Annotated in this window: 18 protein-coding genes; 4 read left to right on the top strand and 14 right to left on the bottom strand. The window is 60.4% G+C overall.

The window, feature by feature from the left end:
* The first annotated feature begins 42 nt into the window (after nt 1-42).
* From J7413_RS17595 to folD, 3 genes are read left to right on the top strand one after another with little or no spacing between them, the layout of a single operon-like run.
* Complete coding sequence (locus J7413_RS17595; protein ID WP_209100619.1) at nt 43-339, top strand: chorismate mutase; 297 nt, start codon at nt 43-45, stop codon at nt 337-339.
* Nucleotides 340-352: 13 nt separating this feature from the next.
* Entirely contained in the window at nt 353-1,246 is an 894-nt protein-coding gene (locus tag J7413_RS17590) for a bifunctional 5,10-methylenetetrahydrofolate dehydrogenase/5,10-methenyltetrahydrofolate cyclohydrolase (protein ID WP_209100617.1), read from the top strand.
* 12 nt (nt 1,247-1,258) lie between these two features.
* Complete coding sequence (gene folD / locus J7413_RS17585) at nt 1,259-2,161, top strand: bifunctional methylenetetrahydrofolate dehydrogenase/methenyltetrahydrofolate cyclohydrolase FolD (RefSeq protein WP_209100615.1); 903 nt, start codon at nt 1,259-1,261, stop codon at nt 2,159-2,161.
* A gap of 49 nt (nt 2,162-2,210) precedes the next feature.
* Here folD and J7413_RS17580 read toward each other — a convergent pair whose 3' ends face one another.
* The 14 genes from J7413_RS17580 to J7413_RS17515 all read right to left on the bottom strand — a co-directional run bounded on the left by J7413_RS17580 (nt 2,211) and on the right by J7413_RS17515 (nt 15,692).
* Complete coding sequence (locus tag J7413_RS17580; RefSeq protein WP_209100613.1) at nt 2,211-2,639, bottom strand: PaaI family thioesterase; 429 nt, start codon at nt 2,637-2,639, stop codon at nt 2,211-2,213.
* A gap of 54 nt (nt 2,640-2,693) precedes the next feature.
* A complete protein-coding gene (pdeM, locus tag J7413_RS17575) occupies nt 2,694-3,356 on the bottom strand; it encodes a ligase-associated DNA damage response endonuclease PdeM (RefSeq protein WP_209100612.1) in 663 nt (220 codons plus the stop codon).
* A gap of 86 nt (nt 3,357-3,442) precedes the next feature.
* Nucleotides 3,443-5,860 carry a ligase-associated DNA damage response DEXH box helicase gene (locus tag J7413_RS17570; protein WP_209100611.1) on the bottom strand — a complete coding sequence of 806 codons (2,418 nt, stop codon included), beginning with the start codon at nt 5,858-5,860 and terminating at the stop codon, nt 3,443-3,445.
* Between the two features lie 6 nt (nt 5,861-5,866).
* Entirely contained in the window at nt 5,867-6,157 is a 291-nt protein-coding gene (locus J7413_RS17565; protein WP_209100610.1) for a metalloregulator ArsR/SmtB family transcription factor, read from the bottom strand.
* 114 nt (nt 6,158-6,271) lie between these two features.
* Nucleotides 6,272-7,501, bottom strand: a complete 1,230-nt coding sequence (locus J7413_RS17560; RefSeq protein ID WP_209100609.1) for a mandelate racemase/muconate lactonizing enzyme family protein — start codon at nt 7,499-7,501, stop codon at nt 6,272-6,274.
* A 136-nt stretch (nt 7,502-7,637) separates the two neighbouring features.
* The gene (locus J7413_RS17555; protein ID WP_209100608.1) at nt 7,638-8,006 is read right to left on the bottom strand and encodes a hypothetical protein; all 369 of its coding nucleotides are present in this window, start codon (nt 8,004-8,006) and stop codon (nt 7,638-7,640) included.
* A 118-nt stretch (nt 8,007-8,124) separates the two neighbouring features.
* Nucleotides 8,125-9,327 (bottom strand): TCR/Tet family MFS transporter, encoded by a 1,203-nt coding sequence (locus J7413_RS17550; protein ID WP_209100607.1) that lies wholly within the window; start codon nt 9,325-9,327, stop codon nt 8,125-8,127.
* Between the two features lie 161 nt (nt 9,328-9,488).
* Entirely contained in the window at nt 9,489-10,283 is a 795-nt protein-coding gene (locus tag J7413_RS17545) for a hypothetical protein (protein WP_209100605.1), read from the bottom strand.
* Nucleotides 10,283-11,017, bottom strand: a complete 735-nt coding sequence (locus tag J7413_RS17540; protein ID WP_209100603.1) for an alpha/beta fold hydrolase — start codon at nt 11,015-11,017, stop codon at nt 10,283-10,285. The genes J7413_RS17545 and J7413_RS17540 overlap by 1 nt, the downstream gene beginning before the upstream one ends.
* Nucleotides 11,010-11,798: a 3-oxoadipate enol-lactonase gene (gene pcaD / locus J7413_RS17535; RefSeq protein WP_209100601.1), complete on the bottom strand. Its 789-nt coding sequence runs from the start codon at nt 11,796-11,798 to the stop codon at nt 11,010-11,012. The genes J7413_RS17540 and pcaD overlap by 8 nt, the downstream gene beginning before the upstream one ends.
* A gap of 5 nt (nt 11,799-11,803) precedes the next feature.
* The gene (locus tag J7413_RS17530) at nt 11,804-12,997 is read right to left on the bottom strand and encodes an endonuclease/exonuclease/phosphatase family protein (RefSeq protein ID WP_209100599.1); all 1,194 of its coding nucleotides are present in this window, start codon (nt 12,995-12,997) and stop codon (nt 11,804-11,806) included.
* A gap of 192 nt (nt 12,998-13,189) precedes the next feature.
* Nucleotides 13,190-14,164: a threonine/serine dehydratase gene (locus tag J7413_RS17525; protein ID WP_209100597.1), complete on the bottom strand. Its 975-nt coding sequence runs from the start codon at nt 14,162-14,164 to the stop codon at nt 13,190-13,192.
* Complete coding sequence (locus J7413_RS17520; protein ID WP_209100595.1) at nt 14,161-15,006, bottom strand: alpha/beta hydrolase; 846 nt, start codon at nt 15,004-15,006, stop codon at nt 14,161-14,163. Before J7413_RS17520 ends, J7413_RS17525 begins: the two co-directional genes overlap by 4 nt.
* On the bottom strand, nt 15,006-15,692 hold the full coding sequence (locus J7413_RS17515; protein ID WP_209100593.1) for a haloacid dehalogenase type II: 687 nt from the start codon (nt 15,690-15,692) through the stop codon (nt 15,006-15,008). The genes J7413_RS17520 and J7413_RS17515 overlap by 1 nt, the downstream gene beginning before the upstream one ends.
* A 140-nt stretch (nt 15,693-15,832) precedes the next feature.
* Between J7413_RS17515 and J7413_RS17510 the strand changes: the two genes are divergently transcribed.
* Nucleotides 15,833-16,261 carry a peptidylprolyl isomerase gene (locus J7413_RS17510; protein WP_209100591.1) on the top strand — a complete coding sequence of 143 codons (429 nt, stop codon included), beginning with the start codon at nt 15,833-15,835 and terminating at the stop codon, nt 16,259-16,261.
* The last annotated feature ends 6 nt before the right edge of the window (nt 16,262-16,267 follow it).

The raw sequence follows: 16,267 nt of genomic DNA, 5'->3' as shown, positions 1-16,267 counted from the left end.
ATAGGCAGGGTAGGCATGCGCGACACGTTCCGGAGAACAGCGATGCTTGCCCCTGCCGATTGCCCTGACATGCCCACTTTGCGCGCGCAAATCGACGCGTTGGACCATGAGTTGGTCCAACTTTTGGTCAAGCGCGCAACCTATATCGACCGGGCAATAGAGATCAAACAGGAGGCCGGCTTGCCGGCCTCTATTCCGGCCCGCATCGAAGATGTGGTGGCCAAAGTGAAAGCCACAGCAGAATCCGAGGGACTGGACCCAGTCATTATCGAGACCTTGTGGCGACAATTGATAAATTGGTCGATTGAGCGCGAAGCGCAGACCATAAAATACGAATAGCGGAGCACACCATATGCGCGCAGCGGTGATTGACGGCAAAGCGATTGCAGCGGAGCTGAGAGCGGAAGTCAGAGCGGAGGCGCAGACGCTAAGTGAGCTGGGATGGGCGCCTCGGTTGGTGTCTATCTGTGTTGGAGATACAGCGGCGGCGGAAATCTATGTCCGCAACCAGCAGAAACAGGCCGAAAGTGCGGGCGTTCAATTTGAAGCCCGCAGCTATCCGTCGGAAACGTCTCTGGAACAACTGATCGGTATTTTGCAGGGCCTGAACCATGATCCGCGCGTGAACGGCATCATTATTCAGCGTCCGCTGCCAGAGCATATTCCAGTGAAAGCGCTCCAGAAGACGGTGCACCCACTGAAAGATGTGGAAGGCATGCATCCGGCCTCCATCGGCAACATTGTATACAACGATCTGGCACTTGGGCCTTGTACCGCAGTGGCAGCCGTTGAAATCCTGAAAACCCTGCCGCTGCAGATGGAAGGTCTGAACGTCACGGTGATCGGTCACAGCGAGATTGTGGGCAAACCGATTGCCTTCTTGATGATGGGCCTCGGCGCAACCGTAACTGTGTGCCACCACATGACGCGCTCTGTGGCCATGCACAGCCGCGCCGCGGATGCGGTGTTTGTCGCTGTGGGCAAACCGGGGCTGGTGACCGGTGACATGATCAAACCGGGCGCGGCAGTCATCGACATTGGTATCAACCGGGTTGAAACACCAGACGGGCCGCGCACGGTTGGTGATGCGGATTTCGCAAGCTGTTCTGAGGTGGCCGGGTGGATCACACCTGTGCCGGGTGGCGTTGGCCCTGTGACGGTGGCCACGCTGATGAAAAACGCCGTGTTGGCGACACGGATGCAGATGGATCATTACCGGGCGTCTTACGCTCGGGCGGATGCGTAAGGGGAGAGCAAGATGACTGCGCAAGTGATTGATGGAAAGGCCTTTGCGGCCACTGTGCGCGAGAAGGTGGCGGGCCATGTCGCGCGTCTTAAGGCGGATCACGGGATCACCCCCGGTCTGGCCGTTGTGCTGGTGGGTGAAGACCCAGCCAGCCAAGTCTATGTGCGTTCCAAAGGCAAGCAGACCGTGGAAACAGGCATGAACAGCTTTGAGCATAAGCTTGAGGCGGACACGTCCGAAGCCGACCTGCTGGCGCTGATTGATCAGCTCAACAATGATGCCTCGGTGCATGGCATTCTGGTGCAGCTGCCGCTGCCGGGTCACCTGAACGAAGATCTGGTGATCAACTCGATCGCGCCGGAAAAAGACGTCGATGGTTTCCATATCTCCAACGTGGGTCTGCTGGGCACCGGTCAGAAATCCATGGTGCCCTGCACCCCTCTGGGCTGCTTGATGATGCTGCGCGATCACCATGGCTCGATCTCTGGCATGAATGCTGTTGTGATTGGTCGCTCCAACATCGTGGGTAAGCCAATGGCACAGCTTCTGCTGAATGACAGCGCCACTGTGACCATCGCGCATTCGCGCACCAAAGACCTGCCCGGCGTGGTGAAACAAGCCGACATCGTTGTCGCCGCTGTTGGCCGCCCCGAGATGGTGCCGGGGGACTGGATCAAAGAAGGCGCAACCGTGATCGACGTGGGCATCAACCGCATCGACGCACCTGAAAAAGGCGAAGGCAAAACCCGCCTTGTGGGCGACGTGCATTATGAAAGCGCGGCCAAAGTGGCCGGGGCAATCACACCTGTGCCCGGTGGCGTGGGCCCGATGACCATCGCCTGCCTGCTGGCCAACACAGTGACAGCCTGCTGTCGTGCCAATGGCTTGGAAGAGCCTGAAGGTCTGACCGCATAAGTCTTTTGAGACTGTGAAACGTTACGGGCGGCTCAGGGAGCCGCCCGTTCTATTTTGGCAGGATAGGGACCATGGTGCCGGTCATCAGCGCGACTTGCGTGCGCTGCTCTGCTGTGATGGCAAACACCTCTGCTTGCACAATCACGAGACGCCGCCCGGGTTTGATCACCTTGCCAATGGCTTCGAGCCGATCGCCCTGCGCAGGGGCGAGCAGATGGATCTTCATTTCACTGGTCAGCACTTCCGCCTCCTGCGGCATCACAGACAGCGCAGCATAGCCCGCTGCGCTGTCACCAAGACCAAAAGTCAGGGCCGCATGCCCAAAACCGTGCTGCTGACTGCAGGTGGGCAGGATCGGCGCCCTTATCGTGATCTGGCCCGCGTCAATATCCGCAAGCTCTGCGCCAAAAGTGGCCATCATGGCCTGTTTGGCAAAGCTGTCTTTGATCTTCTGTGTGATCGGCTCTGAAAGTGACATGGTGGCTCCTCCCAACCCGGAGCAGAAGGCACCGCTGGTGTTCCGTCAAGCGGCTCAGCGCGGCATGGGGATAAGACGTGGCGTCTTGCCAGTCAAAACGGCCATGGCGTCTGGGCGCATGAGCTCTGAGAGCACATCGGCGTCACTGCGCAAGCCGCCCGTATAGGTGCCAAAGGCGGGTAGAATGATGCGGTCCCTGTCAAACAGGAACGCAGCGCGCGAGATTTTGCGGAGCCGAGTCTGAAGCGCGACTTTCGGATGGTAATGTCCTGAGATTTCGCCGCTTTCGCCAGTTTGTGCGATGTGGCGGAATATCAGTGGCGGCAGGTGTAGCTCTGCGAGATGTTCTCCGCCCATGTCGATGGGGCCGGGATCATGATTGCCTTCAATCCAAATCCAGCGGCGTCCGGCCTGCAAACGTGCGATCCACAGCCGCTCTGCTTCTGGCAGTGACTTTGCCGCCTCGGCATCATCAAAACTGTCGCCAAGGCACACCACCGTCGCAGGCTGCGTTTCTTCCAGTACGTGCTCCAGACGCAGCAATGTGTCGCGTGTTTCGTAGGGGGGCATCGACGGGCCACCTCTGCGTCGCACGCGCTCGGATTTGCCGAGGTGCAGATCGGAGACCACGACGAGCTTTTGCGCCTGCCACCACAAAGCGCCAGATGCCAATGCTGCTAGGGTGCAATCTGCAAATGGTAGTGCGACGCCGTTCATGGTACGTTCTTATTTGCATGTTTCGCTGTTATCAAGACGGAGCGGCGCAGCATATGTGGATTGTGCATTTGACGTGTCTTTTGCAGCTAGACCTGCGCAAGGCCGCTGTCCTTCATCAACGCTGCAGTTTCCTCGGCGAGCAGGCGCTCTTCTGCGCTGCCGCTTTGCACGGGCACCTTACCCACTTCCAGAAGCAATGGCGCCGCAAGCGGGGTGACATGTGGCGTGCGCACATGGTCGATCCTGTCACCAACTTGCTGGAGCAGCATTTCTATTCGCGCAAAGTCCACGAGGCCACGCATGGCTTCGATGCGTGTGACTTTCATCAACAGGTGATCGGGATCGTACTTGAGCAAGGTGTCATACAGAATATCAGAACTGAAGGTGGCCTGCCGTCCTGATTTTTTCGCGCCCGGTGTGTTGCGCTCGATCAGGCCCGCGATGGTGGCTGATGCGCGAAAGGTGCGTTTCATCAATGCGTTACCGGCCAGCCAGCCTTCTAACCCTTCCTGCATCACCTCGAGATCAAACAATTGCTTTGGATCGACCACCTCATCCAATCCCCAGATCAACGTGGCATAGTCAGACGACACAAACCCCAGTGGGGCCAGATCCATCTCTTCCATATGTTTTGTGAGCAGAAGCCCCAGCGTTTGCTGGGCATTGCGGCCTGCAAAGCCATAGACGCACATGTTTTGCCGGCCGTCGCGTTCGAACGTTTCAACGAGCAGTCGATTGGGTTCGGGCAGGCGCGACATGTCTCGTTGCAGGCGCAACCAGTCGGCGGTGTGAGCGGGGAGTTCGGGCCAGTCCCCCTGTTGCAGGTAGCGCAGGGTGCGTTGGGAAAGCTGGGTGGATGTGGCAAATTTGGTGCCGGAGAAGACAGCCACGCGCGGTTTTCGTGCTGCGTTGCGCGACACCTGCACCGTCATGTCTCGCAGGCCCTCGTAGCGTACGATTTGCCCGCCAATCAGGAAAGTGTCGCCGGCCGAAAGTGTCGCGGCAAAGGCCTCTTCGACTTCGCCGAGGGGCTTGCCACCCCGATTGCGCTTGAGCTGCACCTTAAGCGTATCACTGTCCTGTATGGTGCCCGCGTTCATGCGCAGGCGCGCGGCACTGCGTGGATCGCGCAACTGCCAAAGACCATCCTCCCGAAGTTGCAGTCTTTGCCAGCGATCATAAGCCTTTAGCGCATATCCACCAGTGGCGCAGAAGTCGAGGCAGGCCTCAAATTCTGATCGAGACAGGTCAGTATAGGCGCCCACGCTGACGATCTCCGCAAATAGGGTATCTGCATCAAATGGGCCTGCGGCAGCAGTGAGCAGGATGTGTTGACACAGGACATCTTGAGGCCCGGGACCCCGGGTATCCCCGTCGAGTTCGCCCGCGCGGACAGCGCCCAGAGCGTTGACACATTCGACCACCTCCCAGCGGTTAGCTGGCACAAGCAGGGCCTTGGAAGGCGCGTTGTAGCGGTGGTTGGCGCGTCCGATGCGCTGGATCAGGCGTTTGACATTTTTGGGAGCGCCGACCTGGATCACCAGATCGACATCGCCCCAATCGATCCCCAGATCCAGACTGCCGGTGCAGACAATCGCGCGCAGATCCCCACGCACCATGGCGGCTTCCACCTTCTCTCGCTGCGCGCGGTCCAGACTGCCATGGTGAATACCGATGGGCAGCCCTTCGTCATTGGCAAGCCACAGATTGTGAAAGAAAATTTCGGCCTGTGCACGGGTGTTGTGAAAGATCAATGTTGTGGTGTGGGCCTTCACTTGTTCCAGCACCGCAGGTATCGCATAGGCTGCGCCGCCCCCTGACCAGGGCGGGGCGTCCTTGGTGGTCAGCATTGCGATGTCGGGTGCTGGACCGGGGTCTGCATAGAGAATGTCACACGGGTCAGGATTGCGGGCCAGCAGGCGGGCGATGTCTTCGGGGTGGTCGACCGTGGCCGACAGGCCAACGCGGCGCAAATTGGGGCGCAGTGCTTGCAGGCGGGACAGAGCAAGGAACAGCTGGTCTCCGCGTTTGCTCTCGGCAAGTGCATGAATTTCATCGACAATCACGCGCTTCAGCCCCGCAAAGATGCGAGGGGCGTCCTCATATGACAGCAGCAGTGCAAGACTTTCCGGCGTTGTGAGCAATATGTCAGGTGGGTCTACGCGCTGGCGCTTTTTGACAGTTTGGGAGGTGTCTCCGGTGCGGTCTTCTATTCGGATATCAAGCCCGATTTCTTCGACCGGTGTGCGCAGATTGCGCTTGATGTCGGCGGCTAAGGCCTTGAGAGGGCTGACATAAACTGTGTGCAGCCCGACATGGGGAGCGGTGGCGAGATCGCACAATGTCGGCAAAAAGCCCGCGAGGGTTTTGCCGCCACCGGTTGGCGCGATCAGCAACGTGCAGGGCGCATCGGCCCGGACGAGCATGTCCAGCTGGTGAGGATGCGCCTGCCAACCACGCGTCGCAAACCAATCAGAGATTTTGGCTGGCAGCGTGTCAGGCACCAGAGATCACTCCGCAGCTGGCGCGCAAAAAAGACGATATAACAGGGAGATAACCTGTGATGTGTTGGAATCTGCGAGGCGATAGTAGATCGTTTTACCTTCGCGCCGCGTGGCCACGAGCCCCTCTTCGCGCAGACGTGCGAGCATCTGACTGACTGCGGCCTGACGCAGATCCAGCAGGGCCTCAAGTTCGCTCACCGATTTTTCCCCGCCTTCCAGATGGCACAGGATCATGAGCCGCCCGGAATGGGCCAGTGTCTTGAGATAAGTCGCTGCAGCATCGGCATTTTTAGCCATCTCACTGTGCAATTCAGGCGGGTCTTTTAAGGTCACGGCTGTTGGTTCCGGTTAGGCAGAAAAGCGGTTGTCCGCTTCTCATATAACATGTGCTGGCTGGGGTTGCGAGACACGTCAGTGCTTCGGAGGAGCCCCTCCTTCAAAACTGTTGCCGTTGACGTAATCGCAGGGGGCGTCCTGCATTTGCAGGTGTAACCCTTTGCCATCAAATGGATTCATACGTGCAAGCGCTTCATCAACCTCGATGCCCAGACCTGGTGCTGTTGGGGGGATCACGAAACCTTGTTCTACCCTAAGGTGATTCTTGATCAGCACTTTGTGAAAGGGCGTATCGATTGTTTCGATCATCAGCAGGTTGGGAATGGAGGCCGCAAGGTGGATATTTGCGGCCCATTCAATGGGGCCAGCATAAAGGTGCGGCGCCATCTGTGCGTTATAACACTCTGCGATTGCAGCGACTTTTTTCATTTCCCATATGCCCCCTGCGCGTCCTAGGGCGGGCTGCAAAATCTCTGCAGCCCCGGCGCGCAGGACGGCTGCGAACTCTGATTTGGTGGTCAGGCGCTCGCCTGTGGCAACAGGGATTCGGACGGTGCGCGCAACGCGGGCCATGTCTTCGATATTGTCTGGCGGGGTGGGCTCTTCGAACCAGAGCGGGCTGTAGGTTTCGAGCGCCTGACCCAGACGAATGGCGCCTGCGGTGGTGAATTGGCCGTGGGTGCCAAAGAGCAAATCCGCTTTGTTTCCAACGGCTTCCCGGATCGCTTTGCAGAAGGCGACGGATTGCGTGATGTCGCTCATGGCGGGCATGTGGCCACCGCGCATTGTGTAGGGGCCGGCGGGGTCGAATTTTATGGCGGTGTAGCCTTGCTCTACCGCGGCCAGCGCGCTTTCAGCGGCCATTTCAGGGGAAGTCCAAAACTCTGAAATCGTATGATTTTCAAGAGGATAAAGGTAGGTGTAGGCGCGCAGTCGCTCGTTCATCAAACCGCCGAGCAACGCGTAGACGGGCCGGTCACGGTCTTTGCCGAGGATATCCCAACAGGCGATTTCCATCCCCGAAAAGGCGCCCATCACGGTCAGATCTGGGCGCTGCGTGAAGCCGGAAGAATACGTTCTGCGGAATAGTCTCTCAATGTTTTCAGGGTTTTCATTGAGAAAGTACCGCTCGAACACATCCCGGATGACATGGGTCATCGCCGCAGGTCCAACAGAGGAGGCATAACATTCGCCCCATCCAACAATACCCGTGTCTGTGGTGAGCTTTACCAAGATCCAGTAGCGCCCGCCCCAACCGGGGGCTGGGGGCGCAGTGATGATGACGTCGAGATCCGTGAGCTTCATGGGAGGGATCCTAAAGGCAACGGCTGTTGTTAACCATGATTTTCAACGTCGGTATTGCGTCGGTTTTCCAACGGTATTGCGACGGTGCAATTTTGCGGTGCTCAGAAAGGTTTTCGCACCGCGCGTTGCGCATGCGTCAGAGCCCTTTGGCGGCGGCGAAAGCCTCCAGCTCCTGCTGAATTTCCGCCACCGCGTCCAAGGTGCCAAAGAAGGTGAGATCGGGCGCGTCGATGTCATCCATAAACGCCTCGATCTCCATCAGGATCGGTTGACGGTCGAAGTCGCAGGTGAGCTTCCAGCGGCGTGTTTCATCAACGGCCATGCCCTGCAGCCCATGTGCGATCTCTTCTGCAAGCGCGGCTGGGAAGGTGAAGCGTGCGTTGTTGCCAAGTTGTGTGAGGAAGGGGGCGACCTCCTGCAGATCGAAGTTCATAGAGGTTTCGGAAGTGGCCGGTGCAGGGGGCTTGGCTTCTGCGGGCTTGAACAGATTGGTGACGAACTTCAAAACGTATCTTTCCTTTTGTGCGCGCGGGGGCGGCGTTGGCTCAGGTGCCTGACCGCTCAGCCGGACCATAGCGGCTCTTTGCAGTCACGTGCCAGTGCCCACAGTCGTTTTTGACGCATCAGGCGGATTTGCGGGATCCGGCAAACACGATCAGGGACAACACCATAAGCACGGCAGCGAGCAGGAAGGGCGCGCCAGGCAGGTAAAACATTGCATGATCAGCGGAGAAATAGGCAAAGGTTTGTGTCATCACCAAGGGCGCTAGAATATGTGCCAGAGAGGTGAGCGAGGAGGAAATGCCCTGTAGCTCACCCTGTGCATCGTCGGCGACGCGGCGGCTCATGATGCCTTGCAGCGCAGGCAGGCCGACAGAGGCCAGCGCGGCGAGGGGAATGCCCATCAACAGCAACATGCCGGACGGGATAAACCCGATATAGATCAGCGCAACCACTTCCAGCGCGAGCCCAATGACAACAGTGCGGCGGTTGCCAAGCCATTTGATGGTGGGTGCGATCAGCGCGGCCTGCACAATGGCGTAACAGAGACCATAGGTGGACAGGGACACGCCGATCATGCCTTCCTCCCAGGCAAAGCGTTCGGTGACAAAATAGGCCCAGATGGCGGGGTAAACGGCTGCTGCGATTTGATAGAGGAAGAACACCAGAAGCAGCTTGGTCATCGCGGGCAGGTGGTTGAGCGCATGGAGCGCGCCAAGCGGATTGGCGCGGCGCCATTCAAAGCTGCGGCGGTTGGCTTGTGTCACGGTTTCCTTCAGCACCATCCACCCCAGAAAAGCATTGCCGCCTGCCAGCACAGCGGCGGCCCAGAAAGGCGCGCGGGTGCCGAATTGGCCGAGAATGCCGCCCATGGCAGGGCCAAGCACGAAACCAATGCCCACCCCAGCGCCCACCAGACCAAAGGCGCGGGCTTTGTCCTGTGGGGTAGAGATGTCGGCCATATAGGCCATGGCGGTGGCATAGGTGGCGGCTGTGATCCCGGCGATCACGCGGCCGATCACCAGAACCCAGATGTTCTGCGCCAGCGCCATGATGACATAATCGGCGGACATCACAGCCAGAGAAATCAACAGGACGGGGCGGCGGCCAAACCGGTCAGACAGGTTGCCAAGCAGGGGGCCGCAGAGAAATTGCATGAAGGCAAAGACGGTGGACAGCACGCCGCCCCAGATGGCCGCCGCGCCCAGATCCCCGCCGGTGACTTCGCGAATGAGATCAGGCATCACCGGAAGGATCAGCCCGATGCCCATGGCATCAATGATGACGGTGGTGAGGATCACCAGAGTGGGAAGGCGATTTTTCATGAGTTTGCTGTCTGTCCTGCGATGGCGAGAGCTGAAAATGTGATGTGAATACGCCACCAGTTGGCACTTGGATGTGCCACTTTTTGAAGCGCCTCCCCACAGCTTCAAGACGTTGCGCCACGCTGGCGCAAGCTGATGTCAGAGGCAATCTTTCCCCAACGTCAATGTGAGGTTGGTCTGCCCATTTGCAACAGCGAAAGACTGCCGAGGGCGATCTGGGGCAGGTGCAGGGTTTCGGCGAGACTGGCGTGGGGCGCCAGTGTGCTGAGCTGCAATGTGCCGTTGAGGGTTTGCACCTGTTGGAGGAGTGCGGCGGCTGTGGGGCTGGGCTGCGTTTGGGATGCAGGGTGGTGTGCGGCGGCCTGTGCCGCGGCGGTGAGCCATTGGGCAATGGTGCGTGTGCTTTGGCGGGTGTCGCCGGATGTGCCCAGCGACAGCGCGCTTGCGATCTCAGCACCGATGTCCGCATCGTTCGCAAAGGCTGCGTGAATGTTCTCCGCGCGCAGGGCGGGCAATTCCGCCAGCACGGCGGCGCTTTGATTGGTTTCTGGCAGGGCCTGCAGGGCTTTTTCTGCGAGGCTCAGCAGCTGGCGCAGCCGCAGCATTAGGGCGGTGTCAGCAATGTCCTGCGGGGTGGCACCATGGCCGATGAAGCGGCTGTGCTCGGGCGCTTCCATGGCTTTGTCAAAGGCGGCGATCAGCGCGGGGACATAGGAGTGATCCGTGGCCACCCCCGCGGCGAGGCCCGCCGGATCCACCTGCACCTCCATGGCGCTGCGGTGGATGAAGAAGCCGCTGTCCTCGGGGATGTCACCGCGGGTGGCCTGCACTTTGGCAAGCGTGCCCAGAACCAGCAGCGCGGCGCGCAGTTCTGCACTGTGGGTGAAAAGGCGCCCGGCCTCTCCCACTGGGAAAAGCTTGGTGAACATTGGGCTGTCAAAGACGGAGGCGGTCATCAGCTGGCTTTCAGGATGCGGTCGATCAGGGTGGCAAGGCCGGCGGGATCGGCAAAGAAGGGAGAATGGCTTGTGGCCATCTCATAAACATCCGCGCTTGGCCAGTCCTGTGTCATTGTGACCTGAAACTCCGGCGGGATGGTCTGGTCATCGGCACAACGGATGTAGCTGCGGGGCGTGGCGCGGTGGCCCTCCCCCAGGGTGATGGGATCAGACTGCGCACGGATTGATTGGGGGCAGAGGTGAGCGTTGGCAAAATCTTCGGTGCCTGCGGGGCAGTCGTGATAAAACGCGGCGCGGGTCTGGGCGGGATCAATTGTGTAGCTGGCGCCGTCCTCTGATTTGACCACCGCTTTCATCAGCGGCTGACGGGGCGCGGCGCGGCGCATATCGGCCAAGGAATGCCCGTCCCAAGGGGCGTAGGCGCAGAGATAAATCAGGCGGGCGATTTTAGTGGGGGCGATGTCGGCGGCGCGGGTGATTGGGAAGCCACCCCAGCTGTGGCCGAGCACCACGGTGTTGTCGCCAAGGGCGTTCACAATGGCTTCGGCGCAGCTGTCCAATGTGACCTCTGCCACCGGGGTGGTGTCAGCGCCATGAGAAGGCAAGTCGATGGCGCGGGGGTGATGGCCGAGGGCCGCGAGCGCGGGGATGAGGTCGCGCCAGCACCATGCGCCGTGGCAGGAGCCGTGCACGAGCAGGATGTCAGCGCCAGAGGTCGAAGTCTCAGACATGGCCGGTTTCTTTCATGAAGTTGCTGAGGAGTTGGGCGTATTCGACAGGCTTTTCCACACAGGGCAGATGGCCCACGCGGCGCAAGAGTTCCATGCGTGCGCCGGGGATCAGCTCGACGGTTTCGCGCACCAGATCGGGGGGCGTGGAGCCATCCTCGGACCCCGCGATGCCCAAGGTGGGCAGGCGCAGGCCGGAGGTGGGGGTGTAAAAGTCGGTGCCTTTGATCGCGGCGGCGCAGCCTGCGTAGCCTGTAGGCGGCGTGGCCTCAAACAGCGCGCGCCACTGGGCCAGCTCTGGCCGGATGCGGAAGTCGCGGCTGAACCAACGGGTCATGGTTGCCTCTGACAGAGCGGTGAGACCTTTGGTTGCCGCCGTGTCGATGCGGTCGTCCCACATCTTGGGGGAGCCGATTTTGGCGGCGGTGTTGGAGAGCACGAGCGCCCGCACCAGATCGAGCCGTTTGACGGCCAGCCCCTGCGCCACCATGCCGCCAATCGACAGGCCGACCACCAGCGCGTCTTTGACGTTCAGATGATCGAGCAGGGCTTCGGCGTCTTTCACAAGCTGGCCCATGGCGTAGGGGGCGGGTGGCACCTCTGTCTGCCCATGACCGCGCATGTCGGCGCGGATCAGGCGCAGGCCCTCGGGCAGATGCGCCAAGATGGGATCCCAGAGCCGCATGTCTGTGCCCAAGGAGTTGAGAAACATAACGGGCGCGCCTGCTGGGTCGCCGTCTTCGCGGTAGTGGATTTGAATGCCATTGAGTGTGGCAAAGGGCATGTGGGTCAGTCCTTCAGGCGCATGTGGGCCATGATTTGTCCGTGATCAGAGGCCAGCTTGTTATAAGGCGCTTCGGCGTGGCTGCCATCGGTGAGATGGTCGTTGAACACGCTGAAATACTCCATATCGCCCAAGCGGGCCGCGTTGTCTGGGTGGAAATGGCGCGAAAGATAGATTTGGTCAATGCTTTCATAGACCCCGCCAAAGGCCGTGGTGTAGACCATGTCGCGCAGGGATTTGCGGGTGAAGAGCGCCTCGGCAGAGGTGAGGCGTACCGCCCCGACGGCCTCTTGAATGGCGTCGTTTTCATCGCGGCTGTAGCGGTCATTGGCGTGTTTGGCATCATGGCGCAGCATCCAGCTGTAGTTGCGGAAGGGCACCTCGCCGGAGATGATTTCAGAGCTGACCGCATGTTCGCCGTCGTTGAAATCCCCCAGCACCATGACCGGGCGGCCCAAGTTCAACTCTGCGACAATGGCGCGGCGCAGCACCCAAGCTTCGGCCATGCGGCGCAGGCTCGCGCGAATGGCCCCCATGGCGCGGCCAAGCGGGTCATAGGTGGTGAGATCGGCCTCAGCCGCCGCGCCTGTCTCAGGATCACGCACAAACTCGCCCAGCTTGGATTTGAGGTGGCAGTTGAAGACGGTGATGATCTGATCGCCCACCGGAATGCGCGCCTTAAGGATCGGGCGGGAGGTGCGGGTCAGGGTGAAGTGGCCCGCCTCGCCGCCGCCCAAAGCCGAAAAGGGAATCTTGATGGGCTCGGCCAGTTCCTGAATCACCTCGGGTGGTTCGGCAAAACCAAAGCGGGACAGAATGGCGACGCCGGGGCGGCGGTGGCCGGGTTCACCGGTGTCATTCACATTGGGGGCCACAAACAGGCCCTCGGTGCCATAAGGCGTGTAGCCCAGTTTGCGAAAGATCGCTTTGCGGTGGTAGCGTTTGGAATGGTCAGGAATGACGGCCTCATTGGAGGTGGCCCCAATGCGGTCGGCCTCTGCCACCACATCGCGCAGGGCGTTTGCTTCAAAGATTTCCTGAAAGCCGATGATATCAGCATCCATCGAGAAAATCTGAGAGGCGGTCCAGTCTTCTTTCCAGGCGTATTCCTCGGGCGTGTAGGATTGGAAGGTGTAGTATTCCTGATCCGGGCCGATGAGGTTTTTGACGTTGAAAGAGGCGATGGTGAAATGGGTCATATGAAAAATCTCGCAGGTTGGCGCGGCTGAAAGCCGGGCAGCGCCCGAACCGCCCCCCCCCACCGGGGCGGGCGCTTTGGGAAGGGGAGCGCAAGACCGAATCTATCATGCGATACGGTAGAGCCTGCGCCAAGTGGCTGGCCGCCTCGCGCGGCTCGGGCGCTGCCCCTGGTAGGAGAAGCGCCCCTTGCGTTAGGCGTATTTGGAAAGGGCATTGTTGAACACATCGGCGTCCACATTGCCGCCGGTGCAGACGGCCACGACGGCCTCTCCTTCGATTTGGTCGCCATGAAACAGCGCGGCGGCAAGCGCGACCGCGCCGCCAGGCTCCACCACGATTTTCAAGCGTTTGAAAGCCAGCGCCATGGCGTGCAGCGCTTCGTCTTCGCTGACCACAAGGCCGGGGCCGCAGAGGCGGGACATGATCGGGAAGGTGATCTCGCCCGGGCAGGGCGTGATGATCGCGTCACAGAGGCTGCCGGAGGTGCGGGCGTTGGTCTCTATCGTGCCCGACGCTAGCGATCGCGCCACATCGTCAAATGCTTCCGGTTCAGCAGTGCGCACGCGCATTTTTGGGGCTTCGGCCTCAAGCGCCAGTGCGATGCCGGAGGTCAGCCCGCCGCCCCCGCAACAAACCAGCACATCCCCGGAGGTGACGCCCATCTCAGCGGCCTGCGCGGCGATTTCAAGACCGGTGGTGCCCTGACCGGCGATCACCTCGGGCGCGTCATAAGGGCGGATCAGGGTCAGGCCGCGTGCCTCGGCAATGGTGCCGCCAACCTCTTCGCGGTTCTCGCCACCGGCGCGGTCATAGAGCACGACCTCGGCGCCCAAGGCGCGGGTGTTGTCGATTTTGAGCTGCGGGGCGTCTTTGGGCATGACGATCACCGCGGGCGCGCCGTGTTCGGCTGCGGCGAGTGCGACGCCCTGCGCGTGGTTGCCGGAGGAATAGGCGATGATGCCGCGTTTGCGGGTCTCGTCGTCCAAGGCGGAGACCGCTGCCCAGCCGCCCCGGAATTTGAACGACCCCGTATGTTGCAGGCATTCCGGTTTCACAAGCAGGCGACGGCCTGCGATCTCATCCAGAAACGGCGAGGTCAGCAGGGGGGTGCGACGGGCGTGGCCCTCAAGGCGCGTTTGGGCCGCGCGGATCATGTCGATGTTCATAAGCTTTCCCGCTCTTTGAGGGTCGAAATCCATTGGTGCAGTACGGCGCGGCTTTCTGGCTCATCCAGAAAGGGCACATGGGCGCGGTCTGTGACCTCTGCCGCCAGAATGGGCGCGCGGGCCTGCATTTCCTCCACCGTTTCGCGGCTCAGAATGTCGCTGTTTTCGCCACGCAGAACCGCAAGCGGCAGGCCTGCGAGCTTGTCATACTGCGGCCACATGTCAGAGGCGGGGCCTCTGGGATCAAACTCTGCCAGCACGGCGTTGCGCAGCGTGGGATCATAGTTGATGGCAAGCCCGCTGTCGGTTTCCACAAAATGATGCGCGGCTTCCTCGACCCAGCGGCTGGCCGGGACGTTGTGAAAACCGGGCAGACGCTCTGCCAGCGCCTCGGCGGCTTCTGCGCGGGTTTTCCAGATTGGCTTGCGGCCAATGAAGACAAGGATGATTTCCAGACCTGAGGTTTCGATCACCGGGCCGATGTCATTGAAGCAGACGCCAGTGATGCGGTGCGGGGCCATGTCCATCAGCGTGAGGGCGATGAGACCACCGCGCGACGTGCCAAGGATTGCGGTCTTTTCCAGCCCCAGATGGTCCAGCAGCTCGAGCGCGTCCTGGGCTTCGCGCGGCAGGCTGTAGGTGCTGAAATCTTCGGCCCAATCCGACTGCCCGCGCCCGCGATAATCCATGCGGATCACGCGGGCGTCGGTCAGATAGGGCATAGCATAGTCAAAATCCGTGGCGTTGCGGGTGAGGCCCGCAAGACACAGGACGGCGGGGCCGTCGCCACCGGTGTCATCATAATAAATCGACAGGCCATCGGAGGAGGTGAAATGGGGCATCAGGCGCTCGCAAGATCGGGGATGGTGGTCAGGTCAGACAGGATATGGGCCGGTTGCCAGGGCAGGCGGTCCACCGGCTCGCCTGCGCGGTTGACCCAGGCGGTGGTGAAGCCGTAGCCGGTGGCGCAGCCCGCATCCCAGCCATTGGAGGAGACAAACAGCACCTCATCCTTGGCACAGTTGAAACGTTTGCCCACCAGATCATAGACCGATGCGGCAGGCTTGAAGATGCCCACATCCTCAACGCTGAGCACATCATCGAGAAATTCCCCAACCTGCGCCGATTGCACCGCGCCATTGAGCATATCCGGTGAGCCATTGGACAGGATCGCCGTATTAAAACCGGCGGCTTTCAGCGCGGCCAGCATGGCGGGCACCTCGGGGTAGGCCGACAGCTCCCAATACAGCGCAAGCAGGCGGGCGCGCAGCTCGTCATCGCCCTGCAAACCCGAAGCCTCCAAGGCCCAATCCAGACCGTTTTGCGTGACCTCCCAGAAATCGGTGTGGGCCTCTGCCACGGCGCGCAGCCATGTGTATTGTAGCTGTTTGAGGCGCCAGTTGTTGGCCACATCCTGCCAATGGGCCGCAAATGCCTCTCGTCCCGGCTCGCCTGCGGCTTCCCGCGCCGCAGCGGCTACATCAAAAAGCGTGCCATAAGCGTCAAAAACACACGTTGTGATCGCCATGTGATCCTCCCGTTTTGCCAGCAGCTTGGCAGGTTTGGCGCAGGGCGGAAAGGCCTGTTTGCCAATTAACACCAAGGTCTATAGGGTGCGGCGCTCAAGCCGACGCTTTGGTCGGGACATGCTGACAGATGGGACATTTCATGACCGCAGCAAAATCGGGCGACACCGTCCGTATTCACTACACCGGCACCCTGAGCGATGGGTCGGTTTTCGACAGTTCCGAAGGGCGTGACCCGCTGGAGTTCACCCTTGGCTCTGGTCAAGTGATCGCAGGTTTTGACAGCGCCGTGGACGGCATGAGTGTCGGTGACAAAAAGGTGGCGGAGATCCCAGCGGATCAGGCCTATGGCCCGCGTCATGACGAGGCTGTGCAGGATGTGCCGCGCGAACAGATCCCGGCAGAGATCCCGCTGGAAGTGGGTTTGCAGCTGCAGATGCAATCTCCGACAGGTCAGATTGTGCCGGTGACCGTGGTGGAAATCACTGACGAAAGCGTCAAGCTGGATGCCAACCACATGCTGGCGGGCAAGGATCTGACATTCGCAATTGAGCTTGTGTCGATCAACTGAGCTGAC

Source organism: Shimia sp. R10_1 (assembly GCF_017744095.1).
In the GTDB taxonomy this organism is placed as follows: domain Bacteria; phylum Pseudomonadota; class Alphaproteobacteria; order Rhodobacterales; family Rhodobacteraceae; genus Shimia.
Note: the sequence above shows the minus strand (reverse complement) of the source record. Positions and strands in the feature narration are given on the sequence as shown.

Excerpts from the sequence above, each read along its gene's own strand:
- J7413_RS17550 (WP_209100607.1), bottom strand. The coding sequence starts at position 9,327 with ATGAAAAATCGCCTTCCCACTCTGGTGATCCTCACCACCGTCATCATT.
- J7413_RS17590 (WP_209100617.1), top strand. The coding sequence starts at position 353 with ATGCGCGCAGCGGTGATTGACGGCAAAGCGATTGCAGCGGAGCTGAGA.
- pdeM (WP_209100612.1), bottom strand. The coding sequence starts at position 3,356 with ATGAACGGCGTCGCACTACCATTTGCAGATTGCACCCTAGCAGCATTG.
- J7413_RS17530 (WP_209100599.1), bottom strand. The coding sequence starts at position 12,997 with ATGACCCATTTCACCATCGCCTCTTTCAACGTCAAAAACCTCATCGGC.
- folD (WP_209100615.1), top strand. The coding sequence starts at position 1,259 with ATGACTGCGCAAGTGATTGATGGAAAGGCCTTTGCGGCCACTGTGCGC.
- J7413_RS17540 (WP_209100603.1), bottom strand. The coding sequence starts at position 11,017 with ATGTCTGAGACTTCGACCTCTGGCGCTGACATCCTGCTCGTGCACGGC.
- J7413_RS17560 (WP_209100609.1), bottom strand. The coding sequence starts at position 7,501 with ATGAAGCTCACGGATCTCGACGTCATCATCACTGCGCCCCCAGCCCCC.
- J7413_RS17520 (WP_209100595.1), bottom strand. The coding sequence starts at position 15,006 with ATGCCCCATTTCACCTCCTCCGATGGCCTGTCGATTTATTATGATGAC.
- J7413_RS17525 (WP_209100597.1), bottom strand. The coding sequence starts at position 14,164 with ATGAACATCGACATGATCCGCGCGGCCCAAACGCGCCTTGAGGGCCAC.
- J7413_RS17595 (WP_209100619.1), top strand. The coding sequence starts at position 43 with ATGCTTGCCCCTGCCGATTGCCCTGACATGCCCACTTTGCGCGCGCAA.
- J7413_RS17515 (WP_209100593.1), bottom strand. The coding sequence starts at position 15,692 with ATGGCGATCACAACGTGTGTTTTTGACGCTTATGGCACGCTTTTTGAT.
- J7413_RS17545 (WP_209100605.1), bottom strand. The coding sequence starts at position 10,283 with ATGACCGCCTCCGTCTTTGACAGCCCAATGTTCACCAAGCTTTTCCCA.
- J7413_RS17510 (WP_209100591.1), top strand. The coding sequence starts at position 15,833 with ATGACCGCAGCAAAATCGGGCGACACCGTCCGTATTCACTACACCGGC.
- J7413_RS17580 (WP_209100613.1), bottom strand. The coding sequence starts at position 2,639 with ATGTCACTTTCAGAGCCGATCACACAGAAGATCAAAGACAGCTTTGCC.
- J7413_RS17565 (WP_209100610.1), bottom strand. The coding sequence starts at position 6,157 with ATGGCTAAAAATGCCGATGCTGCAGCGACTTATCTCAAGACACTGGCC.
- pcaD (WP_209100601.1), bottom strand. The coding sequence starts at position 11,798 with ATGCCCTTTGCCACACTCAATGGCATTCAAATCCACTACCGCGAAGAC.